We start from the raw sequence: 17,133 nt of genomic DNA on the forward strand, positions 1-17,133 counted from the left end.
CGATCTAACCCGAGCGGGATCAGAAGCGAGCAGGCTCGCGGTAGATGCCCCACTCGTCGCGCAGCGCGTCGCAGATCTCTCCCAGCGTCGCCTCGGCGCGGACCGCGTCGAGCATCGCCGGGATCATGTTGTCCGAGGTGCGGGACACCTCGACCATCCGCCGGACGGCGTCGGCCGCGATCTCCTCGTTGCGCCCCGCGCGACGCTGGCCGAGCGCGGCCACCTGCTCGCGCTCCACCTCGTGCGAGACGCGCAGGATGTCGAGCTCGGAGCTGACCGACTCGGTCAGGCAGTTGACGCCGACGATGCGCTTCTGGCCCGACTCGAGCGCCAGCTGGTGGGTGAAGGCCGCGTCCCCGATCTCGGACATGAACCAGCCCTCCTCGATGCCGCGCAGGATGCCGGACGTCATCGGCCACAGACCGCCCTCGGCGACGCCGACGTTGTCGCGGACGACCTCGGCCAGCCTGGCCTTGTCGGAGGACTCGACCGGGACCTTGCCCATCGACAGGATGCGGGTGAAGATCGCCTCCGCCTCGGCCTCGATCGTGTCGGTCAGGGCCTCGACGTACCACGAACCGCCCAGCGGGTCGGCGACATTGGTGATGCCGGTCTCCTCCATGAGCACCTGCTGGGTGCGCAGCGCGATCTCCGCGGACTGCTCGGTCGGGAGGGCGAGGGTCTCGTCGAGCGCGTTGGTGTGCAGCGAGTTGGTGCCGCCCAAGACCGCGGCGAGCGCCTCGACGGCCGTGCGCACGACGTTGTTGTAGGGCTGCTGGGCGGTGAGGGACACCCCGGCCGTCTGCGTGTGGAAGCGCAGCTGCATCGCCTTGTCGGAGGTGGCGCCGTAGACGTCGCGCATCCAGCGCGCCCAGATGCGGCGGGCCGCGCGGAACTTGGCGATCTCCTCGAAGAAGTCGACGTGGGAGTCGAAGAAGAAGGACAGGCCCGGCGCGAACGAGTTGATGTCCAGGCCTCGCGACAGGCCCAGCTCGACGTAGCCGAAGCCGTCGGCGAGGGTGAACGCGAGCTCCTGCGCTGCCGTGGAGCCGGCCTCGCGGATGTGGTAGCCGGAGACCGAGAGCGGCTTGTAGGCCTTGATGTTCTCGTCGCAGTAGGCCATCAGGTCACCGATGAGGCGCAGGTGCGGCTCGGGGGCGAAGAGCCACTCCTTCTGGGCGATGTACTCCTTGAAGATGTCCGTCTGCAGCGTTCCGTTGAGGGTCGAGATGTCGACGCCCTGGCGCTCGGCGGCCACGAGGTACATGCAGAAGACCGGCACGGCGGGCCCGGAGACCGTCATCGAGGTGGTGGTGTCGCCCATGGGGATGTCGCTGAACAGGACGTCCATGTCGGACGCCGAGTCGATGGCGACGCCGCAGTGGCCGACCTCGCCGAGGCTCATCGGGTCGTCGGAGTCGCGACCCATGAGGGTCGGCATGTCGAAGGCGACCGAGAGGCCACCGCCGCCGCGCGCCAGGATCATCTTGTAGCGCTCATTGGTCTGCACCGCGTTGCCGAACCCGGCGAACTGGCGGATCGTCCAGCTGCGCCCGCGGTAGCCCGTCGCGTGCAGCCCTCGGGTGTAGGGGAACTCGCCGGGCCAGCCGATGCGGTCCATGCGCTCGTCGGCGGCGGCCTGCTCGTCGGTGGGGCCGTAGACCGGGTCGACCTCGACGCCGGACAGGGTGGTGAAGTCGGCGGTGCGGATGCGGCCCTTGGCCACGGCCTCGTCGTACCGCTCCTGCCACCGGCGACGCCCGTCGCGGCGACGCTCGGGCGAGTCGGCGGCGGGTGCGGCGGAGGCGCTGCGCTGGGTCTCCTGGATGGTCATGGACCCCAATTTACTAGGACGTCCTAGTAAATGTCACCAGGCTGGCGCCGTAGATCGCGCCAGGCGCCTCGGGCCCCTCTCGAAGCCCGGGGTCTCACGAGGTGAAGTCCCCGCCGGCCACCCGCACCCGCCGCAGCAGGGCGAACAGCTGCTCGTGCTCGTGCGTGGTCAGCACGTCCAGCCCGAAGTCCAGCTCGTGCAGGTCCTGCGTCGCCGCCTCCATCACCGCGCGCCCCTCGTCGGTGATCTGGGCGAGCGTGCCGCGACCGTCCGCCGGGTTGGGCACCCGCCGCACGAATCCCTGTGCCTCGAGCCGCTGGACGATGCTCGTGGCGCTGGTGGGGTGGACCATGAGCCGCTCCCCGATGACGCTCATCGGCAGCCCGCTGTCGCGGCCGAAGGTCAGCAGCACCAGCGCCTCGTAGCGCGCGAAGGTCAGCCCGTGCTGCGCGCACGCCTGGTCGAAGGCCGTCGTGAGCATCTGCGCCACCCGCAGCAGGCTCGTGGCCGTCGCCATCTCGCGGGACGGCGCGGCCTCGCCCCAGCGTTCGCGCCACGAGCTCTCGGCGCGGGCGATCGGGTCGAACGGCAGGTTGAGGGGGGCGGTCACCTGGGCAGGATAGAGGGCCGTATGCCGCAGCGCCCGGCGTTCGGCGGGGTCAGCCCCTCGCGCGGCGCTGCACGAGGACGAGGCCGAGGAGGGCGAGCGCCGTGCCGAGCCCCGGCACCCAGAACCTCAGGCCGTAGGTCGTCGGCCCCTCGTGCGACACCGCCGTGCCCGTCAGCAGGCCGGTGTGGGCCTTGATCCGCAGGTCGTCCGAGGGGCCCAGCGGCGTGTCGTCGTCGGCCGAGCAGTCGACGTCCGTCTCCCGGAGCGTGGCGTCCGTGGGGTCCACCCAGGTCACGCGGCACCGGTCGCCGCCCTGCACGGCCACGACGGAGGAGTCCACGTCGTGGCTGGTGATCCAGGCTCCCCAGCCGAGCATGCCCGCCACCATCGAGAGCACCCCGACCGCGACGAGCCCCTCGGGCAGGTGGGAGCGGTGCCGCCGCCAGGACAGGACCAGCGCCGCGAGCACGGCCAGGCCGACGAGCAGCGCCAGCACCACGAGGATGTCGGTCATCGAGACCCGCCCTCGCGCGGCTCGCGGTAGTCCGTGGGGTCGAGCCCGCCGTCCCGCGCGACGTGGGTCTCCACGCCGGGAACCGTGTCGGTGTTGTGGGCGCTGACGGTGCGCCACCCGTCCTGGCCGCGGCGTCCGACGAGGGTCAGCACGCCGCGACGCTCGCCGGCCGGCTCCCCCGCCGGCGAGAGCTGACCGGTCAACGACCACTGCGCCACGACCACGGCGACCTCGCCGAGGCGGCGGACGCGACGACGGCGGAGCGTCATACTGCTCTGCCCGAAGATCCGCTCGAAGCCGTAGGCGTGCGCTCCCCTGATCCCCGCCCGGTCGCGCCACCACAGCCCCACGACGTTGACGAAGTCCGCGTCGGCGGTGAACAGGTCCGCCAGGGCGTCGGGGTCGTGGTCGTTCCAGGCCTCGACGAACGCGTCAGCCAGCTGCTCGGGCTCGGCGATCACGAGGGGCGGTCGGCGAGCTTGGCCTCGAGGCGCTCCAGCTTGCCGTCGAGCTCGCCCGTCCGGCCCGGGCGCAGGTCGGCCTTGAGGACGAGGCTGACGCGGGGGCTGTGCTCGGCACAGGCGTCGCACGCGCGCTTGATCACCGCCATGCACTCGTCCCACTCGCCCTCGATCGTGGTGAACATCGCGTCCGTGCGATGGGGCAGGCCAGAGTCGCGGACCACCGCGATGACGTCGGCGACCGCGTCGGAGACCGAGCCGGTCTCGTCGGCGGCGGTGGCGGGAGCGATCGAGAAGGCGAAGAGCATGCCTCGATCCTAGGGCGAGGCCTCAGCGCGCCTGGTCGGGGGTGCGTTCGTGGGCGCGGTCGATGCTGCGGTCGTCGGCTGGGACGATGGCGTCGGGCCGGCCCGACCCGTCCGGCCCGTCCACCGGCGCCACGAGCTGCCACACGACGCAGAGCACCAGCAGGACCGCGGCACCCGCCGCGATGCCTGACGTGAGCATGTAGTAGAGCAAGGCGTGGGTCCCCATGTAGGGGCCCACCGTGATCATCGTGCGGACCGCGAGCGCCGCCGCGACGATGACGGGGGCGCGCACGATCCACGGGGCCAGGTCGGGTCGCAGCCGGGGCGTGCGATGCACCCGCCGGTCCCGCAGCTCGCGCCACATCACCCACGCGATCGCGACTAGGCCGAGGACGGAGAAGGCGTACATGAGCCACCGGCTCATCGGGATGCCCGCGACGACCTGGTCGAGGAAGGGCACCCGGTTCGTCGTCCAGCTCGGCTCGTGCGTGAACTGGTCCCAGCCCAGGTGACCCAGGTTGGCGAGCAGCACCGCGAGCGGGACCGACCACCACGCGGAGCGAGGGAGGGCGCGGCGGCGGCGCAGCCGGTCCCGCAGGGCGTCAGGGGCGGCGTCACGCAGCGGCTCGGCGAGCAGGTAGGTCCAGGCGACGACCATCAGGATGCCGACGGGCAGGTCGAACACCGCGAGACCGAACCAGGTGTGCGTCCACGAGTGCCCCTCGTCACGGCTGCCCAGCAACCCGCCGGGGACGTAGAGCGGCACGTCGGGAGACAGCGATCCGGCCACCAGCGCGGTCAGCGGCAGGCCACTGCGGCGCAGCGGGAGCACCAGAGCGGGGTGGGCGAGGGTGAAGGGCACCTCACCACTGTACGCAACCGTGGGTGGGCATCGTGTGACGAATCGGACATCGTGACGGGGGCCCGTGGATCGGCATACGGCACAACGAAACTGCTGGTGACCTCGGACGAGAACCCGTCCGACCCCGGTCGGCTGTGGCCGATTGGCTCGGGCCAGGTCACGTCACGTCAGGTCGCCGATGACTTGGTCGGCCGCGGCGTAGGGGTCGCTCAGGCCGTCGACCACGGCCGCGGCCAGGGCCTCCATGCCGTGGTCGCCACGCAGGTCACCCATGCGCTCGCGCAGGCCCTTGATGACGATCGACTCGATCTCGTCGGTCGCCCGCTTGAGGCGTCGCTGGCGCAGGACGCCCTTGTCGGTCATCCACGCGACGTGCTTGTCGAGCGCCTCGACGACCTCGTCGACGCCCTCGTGCTTGTGGGCGACGGTCTTGATGACCGGTGGCCGCCACAGCCCGGCCTCGGTGCGGTCGCCGAGCGAGATCATGTGGCGGATGTCGCGCACCGTGTTGTCGGCGCCGTCGCGGTCGGCCTTGTTGACCACGAAGACGTCGCCGATCTCGAGGATCCCGGCCTTGGCGGCCTGGATGCCGTCGCCCATCCCCGGCGCCAGCAGGACGATCGTCGTGTCGGCCAGCCCCACGACCTCGACCTCGCTCTGCCCGACGCCGACGGTCTCGACGAGGATCACGTCGCAGCCCGCGGCGTCGAGGACCCGCAACGCCTGCGGCGTGGTCCAGGACAGGCCGCCGAGGTGACCGCGGGAGGCCATCGAGCGGATGTAGACCTGCGGGTCGAGCACGTGGTCGGCCATGCGGATGCGGTCGCCGAGGAGCGCGCCGCCGGAGAACGGCGACGACGGGTCCACGGCGAGGACCCCGACGCGCAGGTCCCGCTGGCGCAGCGCGGTGACGAGCGCGTTGGTGGAGGTCGACTTGCCGACGCCCGGGGAGCCGGTGATCCCGATGACGTGGGCGTGCCCGGTGTGGGGCGCGAGCGCCGCCATCACCTCGCGCAGCGCCGGATGGGCGTCCTCCACCATCGAGATGAGGCGGGCGACCGCGCGGGGGCGGCCGGCGCGGGCCTGCTCGACGAGGGACGGGATGTCGACCTGGCGGGACACGGTTGTCAGCTCCTCCTGCGTGGTGCGCCGCTCGTGCTGGCGAGCGGCGTGGTCGTACCTACCGGGGGCGAAGGCATCAGCCTGCGGTGCGAAGGCCGGTCGATGCCTCTGCCCCCGGTGGGTCTGCTACTGGGCGACCTTGATGATCAGCGCGTCACCCTGGCCGCCGCCACCGCACAGCGCGGCCACGCCGGTGCCGCCGCCGCGGCGTCCCAGCTCCAGGGCGAGGTGCAGCACGATGCGGGCGCCGGACATGCCGAGCGGGTGGCCGAGCGCGATCGCGCCGCCGTCGACGTTGACCTTGTCGGCGTCCACGCCGAGCTCGCGCGTCGAGGCGATCCCCACGGCCGCGAAGGCCTCGTTGATCTCGATCAGGTCGAGGTCGGTGGGGGCGATGCCCTCCTTGCGGCAGGCGGCGGCGATCGCGTTGGCGGGCTGCTGCTGCAGGGACGAGTCGGGGCCGGCGACGTTGCCGTGCGCGCCGATCTCGGCGATCCAGGTGAGGCCGAGCTCCTCGGCCTTGGCCTTGCTCATGACGACCACGGCGGCGGCGCCGTCGGAGATCTGCGAGGCCGTGCCGGCGGTGATCGTGCCGTCCTTGGTGAAGGCCGGACGCAGCTTGCCGAGGGACTCCGTCGTCGTGTCGCCGCGCACGCCCTCGTCGGTGCGGAACTCGATCGGGTCGCCCTTGCGCTGCGGGATCGTGACGGGCACGACCTCCTCGTCATACCGCCCGGCCTCCCACGCGGCCGCGGCCAGCTTGTGCGAGCGCGCGGCGAACGCGTCCTGCTCCTCGCGGGACACCGCCAGGTCGCCGGAGTTCTCCGCCTCGGTCAGCAGGCCCATCGGCTGCTCGGTGAAGACGTCCCACAGGCCGTCGACCACCATCGAGTCGGCCAGGGTGGCGTCGCCGTACTTGAAGCCGTCGCGCGACTTGGCGAGCAGGTGAGGCGCGTTGGTCATCGACTCCTGGCCGCCGGCCACGATCACGTCGAACTCCCCCGCGCGGATCAGCTGGTCGGCCAGGGCGATCGCGTCGAGCCCGGACAGGCACACCTTGTTGACCGTCACGGCGGGGACGCTCATCGGGATGCCGGCCTTGACGGCGGCCTGGCGGGCGGGGATCTGACCGACGCCGGCGCCCAGGACCTGGCCCATGATGACGTACTCGACCTGGTCGGGCGCCACGCCGGACTTGTCGAGCGCACCCTTGATGGCGACGGCGCCGAGGTCGGCCCCGGAGAACCCCTTGAGGGAGCCCATGAGCCGGCCCATCGGGGTCCGGGCGCCGGCCACGATGACGGACGGACTGGCAGTTGCGGACATTGAGAGGCCTCCAGCAGCGGTGGTGGGTCAGGCTCGTGCCCGCCCACCTTATCCAGGTGCCGGCGCCCCGCCCTGCGGAGGGTGACGGGCGTCGCGTCGTGCGGGGACGTGAGCCTCGTCATACCGCGCCGCCGGTCGGCCCCCGGGTGAGTGGCCGCAGACCCCCGGTCCTAGGCTGGAGGCATGGCTGACAACACGCTGCAGGGACTGTTCACGCACATCGACCACGTCGGCATCGCGGTCCGCGACCTCGACGAGGCCATCGAGTTCTACGAGACGAAGTACGGCATGACGATGGCCCACCGCGAGGTCAACGAGGAGCAGGGCGTCGCCGAGGCGATGATGGCGGTCGGCGACTCGACCTCCCACATCCAGCTGCTCGCCCCCCTCAACGAGCAGAGCACGATCGCCAAGTTCATCGACAAGTCCGGCGTCGGCATGCAGCAGATGGCCTATCGCGTCGAGTCCATCGACGGCGTGTGCGCGACGCTGAAGGAGCGCGGCCTGCGCCTGCTCTACCCCGAGCCCAAGCGCGGGACGGCGGGGTCGCGGATCAACTTCATCCACCCCAAGGACGCCGGTGGCGTGCTGGTCGAGCTCGTCGAGCCCGCGCCGGGTGGCATGCACTGACCTCAGGCCTCGGCCGTATGCCGGGAGCGCCCGACCCCACGCGGGGTCGGGCGCGCCCGCGTCCTGCCCCCAGCCGCCTGTCCTGACCCGCCTGTCCTGCCTCCCCTGTCCTGACCCGCCCCGCCCGTGGCGGGGAGCAGCCCCCGTGGCGTTGAGCGGCGACCGTGGCGTTGAGCGGCGACCGTGGCGTGCTGCGGCTCGCCACCTACGCTGCTGGGCACCTCCGACACCGGGAGGTGCCACCTGCGCGACATCGTGAGCACGACAATCCGTGAGATCCCCCGGCCAACGCCCGCCGGAACCCGTCAGAAGGGCCCGTCGTCCACAGCGCGACGCGTTGCGGAACGCCCCATCCACAGGAGCAGCCGGGACCCTGGTCGCGAATGGGCCACGCAGACATCCTCAGTCCATGTCGATCCCCCCAGCCCTGCTCGCCCGTGAGTTCTTCTCGCGCGAGGACGCCCTCGCCTCCGGCGTCACCGACTCCGATCTCCGCAGCGCGGTCAAGGCCGGCACGATCACCCGGGTGCGACGAGGCTGGTACACCGCCGAGGACCTCCCGTGGCCACGGGACCACCACCGGGTGGACACACGCATCGAGATGCACCTCCACCCACATCAACGTGCGAGCCACCACAGCGCTCTGATCCATCTCGGCCTCCCGGTGCACGAGCCGGACCTGTCCACGATCCACATGCGATGGAGGACCTCGGGGTGCCCGCGTGAGAGTCGCGGACGCGTCTATGTCCACGAAGCCCTGCTGCTCGACTCCGGGTGCAGGGTCGCTCGGGCCGTCATGGAGACCGCCCTGCTGGACCCCGAGTCCGCCCTCATGGCGGCCGACGAGGCGGTGCGCACGGGCCGGACGACGGCGAACGACCTCGCCGTGTGGGCTCAGCGGCTCGCGTTCGAGCGAGGCGGATCAGGAGTGATGCTCGTGCACCGGCTGGCGGACGGCCGACGCGAGTCACCCGGGGAGTCACGTTCCGCTCTGGCGCTGCACCACCTCGGCTACGCGACGACGCCGCAGGTCCCGGTGACCGGTCGTCTGAAGCGCTACCGCGTGGACGGGGCCATCGACGGCGAGTGGGTCTGCTTCGAGTACGACGGGCGCGGGAAGTATGCCGACCCGGTGTCAGGCCGTGTGCTGCCCAGCGAGAAGGTGCGCGAGGACGACATCCGCGATCAGGGGTGGGAGGTCGTCCGCATCACCAACGAGCTGCTCGACGACCCCGCGCTGCTGCGCCGGAAGGTCGAGGGGGCACGCCTGCGGGCCCGGCGGCGTCACGGGATGAACCGGAGGGTCGCGGCAGCCTGACTTCTTCTATGGCGGAGCGCCCGCCCCACACGGGGTCGGGCGCTCGCCCGTGCCGAGGCACCACCGGCCCCCGCGGCAACCACCCGCCCCCGTGGCCGCCGCCCGCCCCCGTGGCGTGCTGCAACACACCACCGGGACTGGCCGGCACCACGGGGGATGGCGGAGCCCACCACGCAGAACCCCGCCGGACTCTGCGGGGGCGCGTCCGGGGCGCCCCCCGGCCGCCACCAGCCCCGTGGCAACCACCCGCCCCCGTGGCCGCCACCAGCCCCCGTGGCGTGCTGCAACACACCACCGGGACTGGCCGGCACCACGGAGGATGGCGGAGCCGGGGCGTGGTCGGCGGGGTCAGCGGATGCGGCCGGAGCGCACGAGCTCGCCCACCGGCACGGAGCTCAGCCCTCGCGCGGCCAGGGCCTCCAGCAGGTGCGGCAGCGCCTCCACCGTCTGGTCGCGGGGGTACTCCTGGGCCCAGCGTCCCTCCACCCGGCCACCGTCGTGCGCCAGGACCACCGCGCCGGGGTCGAGCGCCTCGCCCAGGCCGGTGCCCCCGACGCGCGCGCCGTCGTGCAGGCACGCCTCGAGGCAGGAGCTCCAGAAGGCCTGACGCTCCCCCAGCGACCGGGCGACCTCGGCCACCGACGTGCTGGTGCGGCCCACGGGCGGGCGCAGCAGCCGCGCCCCCGCGTCGCCGATGACGCGGCGGCCGCGGGCGATCTGGTCGCGGACCTCGGCGTTCGAGATCTCCGTCAAGTGGGCGTGGTCGTGCGTGTGGTTGGCGACCTCGTGGCCCTCCGCCCGCATGCGCGCGACCAGGTCGGGGTGGGCCGCGGCGTTGGCGCCGACGACGAAGAAGGTGGCGCGCGCGTCATACCGGCGCAGCAGGTCCAGGACCGCGGGGGTGTAGCGCGGGTCCGGCCCGTCGTCGAAGGTGAGCGACAGCACGGGCCGGTGGGTCCGGACATAGCTGACGCAGTCGCGGTCCGCGCGGCGCGACTGCGGCGAGGAGGTGGGGCCGAGGGCGAGCTCGAGCCGGCCGTCGTCCGTCACGGCGAGCCCGGCGCCAGAGACGGCGCACAGGACAGCGCCGGTCAGCGCCGTCCGGCGCGACACGACGAGCGACCCCAGGCCCGACAGCCCGGCCCTCCCCACCCGCATGGTCCCCCGCATCCCCCAGGGCACGAACGACACCGTCTGCCCCATCGCGCTCGGCTTGCCCGGGCGGTGCGGCCATGCTAACGCCCCTGCCACGTGAGCGACGTCACCCCTGTGTCGGAGGTCTCAGACCCCTATCGCCGTGAGGTGACCCGCCAGTAGCGTCCCTGGTGAGGCGGCACGCAGTGGTGCCCCATGCCCGAGGAGCAGACATGACGAACGACGCCATGACCGCCATCCGCGACGCCATCCTGAGCGGGGACCGGTCGGCCGAGACCTACGCCGGCCTGGCCGTCCCCGAGTCCTACCGGGCCGTCACGGTGCACAAGGACGAGGTCGGCATGTTCGAGGGTCGCGCGAGCCGGGACAAGGACCCCCGCGAGAGCCTGCACCTCGACGAGGTCCCGCTGCCCGAGCTGGCGCCGGGCGAGGCGCTCGTGGCCGTCATGGCGAGCTCGATCAACTACAACACCGTGTGGACCTCGATCTTCGAGCCGGTCCCGACGTTCGGGTTCCTCGAGCGCTACGGCCGCACGAGCGACGCGGGCAAGCGCCACGACCTGCCCTACCACGTCGTCGGGTCGGACCTGTCCGGGATCGTGCTGCGCACCGGACCGGGCGTGCACATCTGGGCCCCCGGCACCGAGGTCGTCGCCCACTGCCTGTCGGTCGAGCTGGAGCACCACGACGGGCACAACGACACGATGCTCGACCCCGAGCAGCGCATCTGGGGCTTCGAGACCAACTTCGGCGGCCTCGCCCAGCTGGCGATCGTCAAGGCCAACCAGCTCATGCCCAAGGCCGAGCACCTCACCTGGGAGGAGGCCGCCTCCCCCGGTCTGGTCAACTCCACGGCCTACCGCCAGCTCATCTCGCGCAACGGCGCCGGCATGAAGCTCGGTGACCGTGTGCTCATCTGGGGCGCCTCGGGCGGCCTCGGGTCCTACGCCACGCAGATGGCCCTGGCCGGTGGCGCGACCCCGATCTGCGTCGTCTCCTCCCCGGAGAAGGCCGAGATCTGCCGCAAGATGGGCGCCGACCTGGTCATCGACCGCAACGCCGAGGGCTACCGGTTCTGGAAGGACGAGCAGACCCAGGACCCCAAGGAGTGGAAGCGCCTGGGCGCCAAGATCCGTGAGCTGACCAACGGCCACGACCCGGACATCGTCTTCGAGCACCCTGGCCGCGAGACCTTCGGCGCCTCGGTCTACGTCACGCGCAAGGGCGGCACGATCGTGACCTGCGCCTCGACGTCCGGATACATGCACGAGTTCGACAACCGCTACCTGTGGATGAACCTCAAGTCCATCGTCGGCTCGCACTTCGCCAACTACCGCGAGGCCTGGGAGGCCAACTCCCTCATCCGCCGCGGCCTGATCCACCCGACGCTGTCCAAGACCTACGCGATGGACGAGGTCGGTCAGGCGGCGCTCGACGTCCACCGCAACGCCCACCAGGGCAAGGTCGGGGTCCTCACCCTCGCCCCCGAGCAGGGCCTCGGGGTGTCCAGGCCCGAGATGCGGGCCGAGCTCCAGACCGAGATCGACCGGTTCCGCGACGTCTGAGCCGTATGACGAGGGGCCCGGCCGCCCGCGTGTGACCCACGTGGCGGCCGGGCCCGCGTCATACCCTCGGACCGTGAGGATCCCCCTGGTCGACCGGACGGTCGCGGCACGTCGCCGCTGGCACGCCTATCGCGCCCGCCAGCGCGAGGCCCTGGCCGAGAGCAACCGGATCAGGCGCGACGCCGCCGACCTCCCGGTGGGCGGGGACGCGGGCGAGAGTGTGGGCGGGGACGTGGGCGGGGGCGTGGACACCACGCTGACCGGCGGGACGGTCGAGCCGACGGCGTCAGGGACCGGCGACCCGACCACCACGACGACCACGTCCGGCGCGACACCTTCGGCCCCCACGCGGACGGGGGTCCCGCTGATCCATCAGTCGCCGTTCACCATCGGCTTCGTCGGCGCCATCGGCGTGCTCGCCGCCGCGACGCTGTGGAGCATGATCGGCGCGCTCAGCCTCACGCTGACCCTGCTGACCGTCGCGTTCTTCCTCACCCTCGCCCTCGACCCGCTGGTCCAGCGGCTCGTGACGGGTGGGCTGCGCCGCGGCGCCGCGGTCGGGATCGTGTTCCTCGGCCTGCTCGTCGTCTTCGCGCTCCTGGCGGGCCTCGTCGTCCCGCCGGTCGTCGAGCAGTCCTCCGCCCTGATCAAAAACGCCCCCGACTACGTCACCCAGCTCCTCGGCCAGCCCTGGGTGCAGAACCTCGACAAGGACTACAACCTCACGGCGCAGGTGCAGCAGCAGCTCACCGAGCGGCTGCGCGACCAGACCTTCCTGTCCACGGTGGCGGGCGGGCTCATCGGGGCGGGGCAGGCGCTCGGCAGCGGCATCTTCCAGACCTTCACGGTCCTCATCCTCACGCTCTACTTCCTCGCCAGCCTGCCCACGACCAAGAAGGCGGCCTACGCCGTCGTCCCGGCCAGCCGTCGCGCGCGGGTCGTCTACCTCTCCGAGGAGATGATGCGGCGGGTCGGCAGCTATGCGATCGGCCAGGTGGGCGTGGCCACGATCAACGGCCTGCTCAGCTGGATCGCCATGAGGATCCTGGGAGTCTCGTATGCCGAGGTGCTCGCCGTCACGGTCGCGTTCCTCGGGCTGATCCCCATGGTCGGAGCCGCCCTGGGTGGAGCGCTCGTGACCGGCGCCGGCCTGATCCAGAGCCCGCAGACAGGGCTGATCCTGCTCGTCTACTACGTGATCTACCAGCAGGTCGAGAACTACATCATCGTGCCGCGGATCATGCAGCGCACCGTGGCGGTGCCCGGGGCGGTCACGGTGGTCGCGGCCCTCGCCGGCGGCACGCTGCTGGGCATGCTGGGTGCGCTGCTGGCGATCCCGACGGCCGCGGCGCTGCTCCTGCTCTACGAGGAGGTGCTCGTCCCGCGTCAGCGACGCCTGTGACCTGCCGCTCACCTGCTGCTGACCCAGCGTGATGCTTCGTGATGGTGAGCGCCCGGTCCGGTGAACCTTGCGCCGCCCCCCCAGCCCCAGCCGCACCCCGGACGCAACCCTGCCATAACGTGAGTGTTGTCGAGAGCGCGAGGGGGAATCGCATGACGGTGGAGAGCACGACTACGCCGACGACAACGCCGACGATCGTGCCACGACGGCCCTGGGTCAGGTGGCTGCGGACCCACCTCTCGGTGGTGGACCAGCTGCGCGAGGACCGCCAGGCTCACGACGGCGACGTCACGACGCCAGGATTCCAGGCCGTGGCGTCGGCGCGGATCGGCGCCTGGGTGGACGCCGGCGAGGCGCCCCGGTGGGCGCGGGTCCCCGCAGACCTGGTCAGCCGGGCCGGATATCTGGTGTGCCGCAACGTCTACGGCATCGAGCTCCCCCGCACGGTCGCGCTCGGCCGGCGTGTGCGGATCGCGCACCAGAGCGGCATCGTCATCCACCCGCACGCCACGATCGGCGACGACTGCGTCATCCGGCAGAACGTCACGCTCGGCGCCGGCAGCGGCAAGCCCGAGACCTTCCGTCGGCAGGCGCCGCGCATCGGCAACGGCGTCTCCATCGGCGCGGGTTGCGCGATCGTCGGGGGTGTCCGGGTCGGCGACGGGGCCAACCTCGGACCCAACACCACGATCATGACCAACGTCCCCGAGGGCGCCACCGTCGTGGACCAGCAGCCCCGGGTCCTGCGCATCCCCACGGTCCGCTGATGGCCGGGGAGCTGATCGCCCGCGCCCGCGGGCAGCTGGCCGAGCACGACCTCGCGCAGGGCCTCGCCACCCTGGGGCGGGTGGCCACCGAGACGGACGACCTGACCACCTGGCTCGCCGCCGACCGTCTCCTCGGGCAGCTGTGGCAGCGCGCGGACGGGCACGACGCCCCTCCCGGGCTGCGCAGGACAGTGCGCCTCGCCCTCCTGAGCAGCCACACGAGCGGCCAGCTCGCGGTCGCGCTGCGGGTGGCGGCACTCGCGCACGGCATCCGGCTGGAGGTCCACGAGACCCCTTACCGGGCCTACGAGGAGCAGGTGCACGATCCGACGTCGGCGCTCTACGCGTTCGGGCCGGACGTGGTGGCCCTCGTGATCGACCGCCGTGACCTGCACCTGCCGCCGATCAGCGACGACCCGGTGGTGGACGTCGCCGCCGAGGTCTCCCGCTGGACGCGCCTGTGGCAGGTGCTGCAGGAGCGCACCGGCGCGCGGATCGTGCAGACGACCTTCGTCCCGCCCACCGACGACCCCTACGCAGGCCTGGCCTTCGCGTCGCCGGGTGGCCGCGTCGCGATGATCCGCCGCCTCGGGCTGGAGCTGGCGGCAGCAGCCCCCGACGGCGTGCACCTCGTGGATGCCGAGACGGTGGCCGCCCGGGTCGGCGAGGCGCAGTGGCACGACCCGCGCTACTGGTACCACTCCAAGCACGCCGTCGGCCTGGCGGCGCTCCCCACCCTCGCCACCGCGATCCTCGACGTCACGGCCTCGGCCCTGGGGCTCGGACGCAAGGTCGTCGTGCTGGACCTGGACAACACGTTGTGGGGCGGTGTCGTCGGCGAGGACGGCGTCGGCGGGATCCAGCTCGGATCGGGAGCCGCCGGCGAGGCCTACGTCGACCTCCAGGCCTGGCTCAAGGAGCTCACCCGCCGAGGCATGCTGCTCGCGGTCGTCAGCAAGAACAACCCCGACGACGCGCGGGAGCCCTTCGAACGCCACCCGGACATGCGGCTGACCCTGGACGACATCGTCGCGTTCGAGGCGTCCTGGGACGACAAGCCGCTCGCCGTGCAGCGGGTGGCCGCACACCTGGACCTCGGGCTCGACGCCCTGGTCTTCGTCGACGACAACCCCGTCGAGCGGGAGGCCGTCCGGCAGGCGCTGCCCCAGGTCGGTGTCGTCGAGCTGCCGGCCGCACCGACCGAGTACCTCCGCACCATCGCTCGGTTCCCGGGGCTGCAGGCCGTCGCCCTGACGCACGAGGACACCCGCCGCACCGCGCAGTACCGCGCCCGCGCACAGGCCGGCGCGTTCGCCGCGCAGGCCGGCTCTCGGGAGGACTTCCTCGCCGGGCTCGAGCTCGCGGCCACGATCGAGCCGTTGGACGAGGTCAACGCCCAGCGGATCGTGCAGCTCATCGGCAAGACCAACCAGTTCAACCTCACCGGCCGACGTCACTCGGCGGCCGACGTGCAGCGTCTCGCCGGCGTCGACCGGGCCGTCGTGTGGGGGATGCGCGTGCGGGACCGCTTCGACGACCACGGCCTGGTCGCGGCGCTCGTCGCCGTGCCGGACGGGGACGACCTGGTCGTGGACACCTTCGTGATGTCCTGCCGCGTGATCGGGCGCACCGTCGAGCAGAGCCTGCTCGTCGCACTGGCCGAGCACGCCCGCGACGCCGGGTTCGCGCGCCTGCGCGGCGACTTCGTGCCCACCGCAAAGAACACCCCCTCGCGAGACGTCTACCGGTCCAGCGGGTTCACCCGCGACGAGCGTCGTGCCGACGCTGCCGACGCGGGCGTCAGGCCCGACGCTGCCGACGCCGCACCCCGGCCTCAGGACCCGGACGCCCCGCAGACCTGGAGCCTCGACCTCACCCGCCCCCTCCCGCAGCCGCCGACCTATGTCGCCGTCGCGCTGCCTGCCCTGAAGGAGCATCGATGACCGAGCCGACCACCCTCGAGCAGGTCCAGGAGATCTTTCGCGACGTCCTGGCCGATCCCGACCTCACACTGACGCGCGAGACCGTCGCCGACCAGGTGGACGGCTGGGACTCCCTGGCGCACGTGAGCCTGATGTTCAGCGTGGAGAACGCCTTCGGGATCCACCTGTCCGACGCGGAGATGTCGGGGCTGAGCGACGTGGGCGCGCTGGTCGACGTCGTGGACGCCAAGCGCGACTGAGGGGACGTCGCAGGCGCTCAGTCCTCGACGACCTCGCCGTCCCACGTCGTCGGCAGGGGGCCGAAGCCCGGTCGCACCCGCGCGACGATCTCGTCCAGGGCGCGGCGGACGTAGGTCTCCCCCACCCACAGGTGCTTGCACCCGTCGACGCCGACGACCTCGGCCTGCGGCACGACCGAGAACTTCTCCCGCGCCTCGGCGGGCTGCAGGTAGTCGTCGTGCTCCGGCACCAGCGCCACGAGGGGCCGTCCGTCGACCGCCCACTCGCGCAGGTGCTCGGACCCGGTCCAGCGCAGCGGAGGGCTGAGCAGGATCGCGCCCTCGATGGCCGGGTCGAGGCCGTACATCAGGGTCAGGTCCGTGCCGAAGGACCAGCCGACGAGCCAGCGGTGCGGCAGCGGCGGAGTCTCGTGGAACTCGGCGTACTCGATGGCCGCCGCCACGTCGAAGCGCTCCCCCTCGGCGTGCTCGAACTCCCCCTCGCTGGTGCCGCGCGGCGAGCTCGTACCGCGGGTGTTGAAGCGCAGCACGGCGATGTCGGCCAGGGCCGGAAGCCGGTTGGCGGCCTTCTTGTAGACGTGGCTGTCCATGAAGCCGCCGTGGGTCGGCAGGGGGTGCAGCGTCACCAGGGTCGCCACGGGGTCGCGGTCCACGGGGAGCGCGAGCTCTCCGACGAGCCGGAGGCCGTCGGCGGTGTGCAGCTCGATCTCCTCCCTGCGGGATGGGAGGACGGTGTTGGCACGGATCTCGTGGCTGGGCAAGGGGGTTCGGCTCCTCTGACGGTAGGGGCGGTGTCTGGGCGGCGGGCGGTGTGTCGGGACGATGGGCGGTCGCGGGACGGCGGGCGGTGGGGACGGACGGACGAAAGGTCGACGGACCGTATGCCGGGGGCTAGTGGCGGTGGTCCCGGGCGGACCAGCACGGGGTGTGCCAGTGCCGCCGGTCCGGCAGCCCTCGCAGCCCCTCGGCCGGCCACGCCACGACGTGCGCGATGGCATCGCTCAGGGTCTGCTGGCAGCCCGGGCAGCGATAGACCTTGCCCGTCGAGGCCCCACGGACGCCCCGCACGATCCACGC

17 protein-coding genes and 1 pseudogene are annotated in these 17,133 nt (G+C 72.2%); 7 read left to right on the top strand and 11 right to left on the bottom strand.

Annotated elements, in window-relative coordinates:
• Positions 1-19: 19 nt before the first annotated feature.
• From B2P18_RS16450 to B2P18_RS16485, 8 genes are all read right to left on the bottom strand, one after another.
• Complete coding sequence (locus B2P18_RS16450) at positions 20-1,834, bottom strand: acyl-CoA mutase large subunit family protein (RefSeq protein ID WP_029212244.1); 1,815 nt, start codon at positions 1,832-1,834, stop codon at positions 20-22.
• A 94-nt stretch (positions 1,835-1,928) separates the two neighbouring features.
• A complete protein-coding gene (locus tag B2P18_RS16455) occupies positions 1,929-2,444 on the bottom strand; it encodes a MarR family winged helix-turn-helix transcriptional regulator (RefSeq protein WP_286961630.1) in 516 nt (171 codons plus the stop codon).
• A 49-nt stretch (positions 2,445-2,493) separates the two neighbouring features.
• Positions 2,494-2,958: a hypothetical protein gene (locus B2P18_RS16460; protein ID WP_286961634.1), complete on the bottom strand. Its 465-nt coding sequence runs from the start codon at positions 2,956-2,958 to the stop codon at positions 2,494-2,496.
• Positions 2,955-3,419 carry a YybH family protein gene (locus B2P18_RS16465; protein ID WP_286961635.1) on the bottom strand — a complete coding sequence of 155 codons (465 nt, stop codon included), beginning with the start codon at positions 3,417-3,419 and terminating at the stop codon, positions 2,955-2,957. Before B2P18_RS16465 ends, B2P18_RS16460 begins: the two co-directional genes overlap by 4 nt.
• Positions 3,416-3,727, bottom strand: coding sequence for a thiamine-binding protein (locus B2P18_RS16470; RefSeq protein ID WP_286958985.1), 312 nt, complete (start codon positions 3,725-3,727; stop codon positions 3,416-3,418). Before B2P18_RS16470 ends, B2P18_RS16465 begins: the two co-directional genes overlap by 4 nt.
• 22 nt (positions 3,728-3,749) lie before the next feature.
• Positions 3,750-4,589, bottom strand: a complete 840-nt coding sequence (locus tag B2P18_RS16475) for a DUF4184 family protein (RefSeq protein ID WP_286961636.1) — start codon at positions 4,587-4,589, stop codon at positions 3,750-3,752.
• A gap of 162 nt (positions 4,590-4,751) precedes the next feature.
• The gene (meaB, locus tag B2P18_RS16480) at positions 4,752-5,711 is read right to left on the bottom strand and encodes a methylmalonyl Co-A mutase-associated GTPase MeaB (protein WP_029212238.1); all 960 of its coding nucleotides are present in this window, start codon (positions 5,709-5,711) and stop codon (positions 4,752-4,754) included.
• A 126-nt stretch (positions 5,712-5,837) separates the two neighbouring features.
• Positions 5,838-7,037 carry an acetyl-CoA C-acetyltransferase gene (locus B2P18_RS16485; protein ID WP_286961637.1) on the bottom strand — a complete coding sequence of 400 codons (1,200 nt, stop codon included), beginning with the start codon at positions 7,035-7,037 and terminating at the stop codon, positions 5,838-5,840.
• A 183-nt stretch (positions 7,038-7,220) separates the two neighbouring features.
• Between B2P18_RS16485 and mce the strand changes: the two genes are divergently transcribed.
• Positions 7,221-7,667: a methylmalonyl-CoA epimerase gene (gene mce, locus B2P18_RS16490; protein WP_286961638.1), complete on the top strand. Its 447-nt coding sequence runs from the start codon at positions 7,221-7,223 to the stop codon at positions 7,665-7,667.
• A gap of 409 nt (positions 7,668-8,076) precedes the next feature.
• Complete coding sequence (locus B2P18_RS16495; RefSeq protein ID WP_019285632.1) at positions 8,077-8,985, top strand: type IV toxin-antitoxin system AbiEi family antitoxin domain-containing protein; 909 nt, start codon at positions 8,077-8,079, stop codon at positions 8,983-8,985.
• Between the two features lie 348 nt (positions 8,986-9,333).
• On the opposite strand, the gene B2P18_RS16500 is transcribed toward B2P18_RS16495, so the two are convergent.
• Entirely contained in the window at positions 9,334-10,176 is an 843-nt protein-coding gene (locus B2P18_RS16500; protein WP_286961639.1) for a polysaccharide deacetylase family protein, read from the bottom strand.
• A 191-nt stretch (positions 10,177-10,367) separates the two neighbouring features.
• Between B2P18_RS16500 and ccrA the strand changes: the two genes are divergently transcribed.
• The 5 genes from ccrA (at position 10,368) to B2P18_RS16525 (ending at position 16,056) form a co-directional block, all read left to right on the top strand.
• On the top strand, positions 10,368-11,705 hold the full coding sequence (gene ccrA / locus B2P18_RS16505; RefSeq protein WP_286961644.1) for a crotonyl-CoA carboxylase/reductase: 1,338 nt from the start codon (positions 10,368-10,370) through the stop codon (positions 11,703-11,705).
• Between the two features lie 73 nt (positions 11,706-11,778).
• A complete protein-coding gene (locus B2P18_RS16510; protein ID WP_286961640.1) occupies positions 11,779-13,107 on the top strand; it encodes an AI-2E family transporter in 1,329 nt (442 codons plus the stop codon).
• A gap of 152 nt (positions 13,108-13,259) precedes the next feature.
• Positions 13,260-13,874, top strand: a complete 615-nt coding sequence (locus B2P18_RS16515) for a serine acetyltransferase (protein WP_286961641.1) — start codon at positions 13,260-13,262, stop codon at positions 13,872-13,874.
• Positions 13,874-15,817, top strand: a complete 1,944-nt coding sequence (locus B2P18_RS16520) for an HAD-IIIC family phosphatase (RefSeq protein WP_286961642.1) — start codon at positions 13,874-13,876, stop codon at positions 15,815-15,817. The genes B2P18_RS16515 and B2P18_RS16520 overlap by 1 nt, the downstream gene beginning before the upstream one ends.
• The gene (locus B2P18_RS16525; RefSeq protein WP_286958991.1) at positions 15,814-16,056 is read left to right on the top strand and encodes an acyl carrier protein; all 243 of its coding nucleotides are present in this window, start codon (positions 15,814-15,816) and stop codon (positions 16,054-16,056) included. Before B2P18_RS16520 ends, B2P18_RS16525 begins: the two co-directional genes overlap by 4 nt.
• Before the next feature lie 17 nt (positions 16,057-16,073).
• On the opposite strand, the gene B2P18_RS16530 is transcribed toward B2P18_RS16525, so the two are convergent.
• Together B2P18_RS16530 and B2P18_RS16535 are read right to left on the bottom strand one after the other, a co-directional pair.
• Complete coding sequence (locus B2P18_RS16530; protein ID WP_286961643.1) at positions 16,074-16,817, bottom strand: alpha/beta hydrolase; 744 nt, start codon at positions 16,815-16,817, stop codon at positions 16,074-16,076.
• A 130-nt stretch (positions 16,818-16,947) separates the two neighbouring features.
• A pseudogene (locus tag B2P18_RS16535) lies at positions 16,948-17,133 on the bottom strand (hypothetical protein); the annotation flags it as partial.

This window comes from Arsenicicoccus sp. UBA2120 (genome assembly GCF_002330965.1).
GTDB classification, from domain to species: domain Bacteria; phylum Actinomycetota; class Actinomycetes; order Actinomycetales; family Dermatophilaceae; genus Arsenicicoccus; species Arsenicicoccus bolidensis.

Coding starts and splice junctions, on each gene's coding strand:
- B2P18_RS16450 (WP_029212244.1), bottom strand. CDS start 1,834: ATGACCATCCAGGAGACCCAGCGCAGCGCCTCCGCCGCACCCGCCGCC.
- B2P18_RS16460 (WP_286961634.1), bottom strand. CDS start 2,958: ATGACCGACATCCTCGTGGTGCTGGCGCTGCTCGTCGGCCTGGCCGTG.
- B2P18_RS16470 (WP_286958985.1), bottom strand. CDS start 3,727: ATGCTCTTCGCCTTCTCGATCGCTCCCGCCACCGCCGCCGACGAGACC.
- B2P18_RS16485 (WP_286961637.1), bottom strand. CDS start 7,037: ATGTCCGCAACTGCCAGTCCGTCCGTCATCGTGGCCGGCGCCCGGACC.
- mce (WP_286961638.1), top strand. CDS start 7,221: ATGGCTGACAACACGCTGCAGGGACTGTTCACGCACATCGACCACGTC.
- B2P18_RS16495 (WP_019285632.1), top strand. CDS start 8,077: ATGTCGATCCCCCCAGCCCTGCTCGCCCGTGAGTTCTTCTCGCGCGAG.
- ccrA (WP_286961644.1), top strand. CDS start 10,368: ATGACCGCCATCCGCGACGCCATCCTGAGCGGGGACCGGTCGGCCGAG.
- B2P18_RS16515 (WP_286961641.1), top strand. CDS start 13,260: ATGACGGTGGAGAGCACGACTACGCCGACGACAACGCCGACGATCGTG.
- B2P18_RS16520 (WP_286961642.1), top strand. CDS start 13,874: ATGGCCGGGGAGCTGATCGCCCGCGCCCGCGGGCAGCTGGCCGAGCAC.
- B2P18_RS16525 (WP_286958991.1), top strand. CDS start 15,814: ATGACCGAGCCGACCACCCTCGAGCAGGTCCAGGAGATCTTTCGCGAC.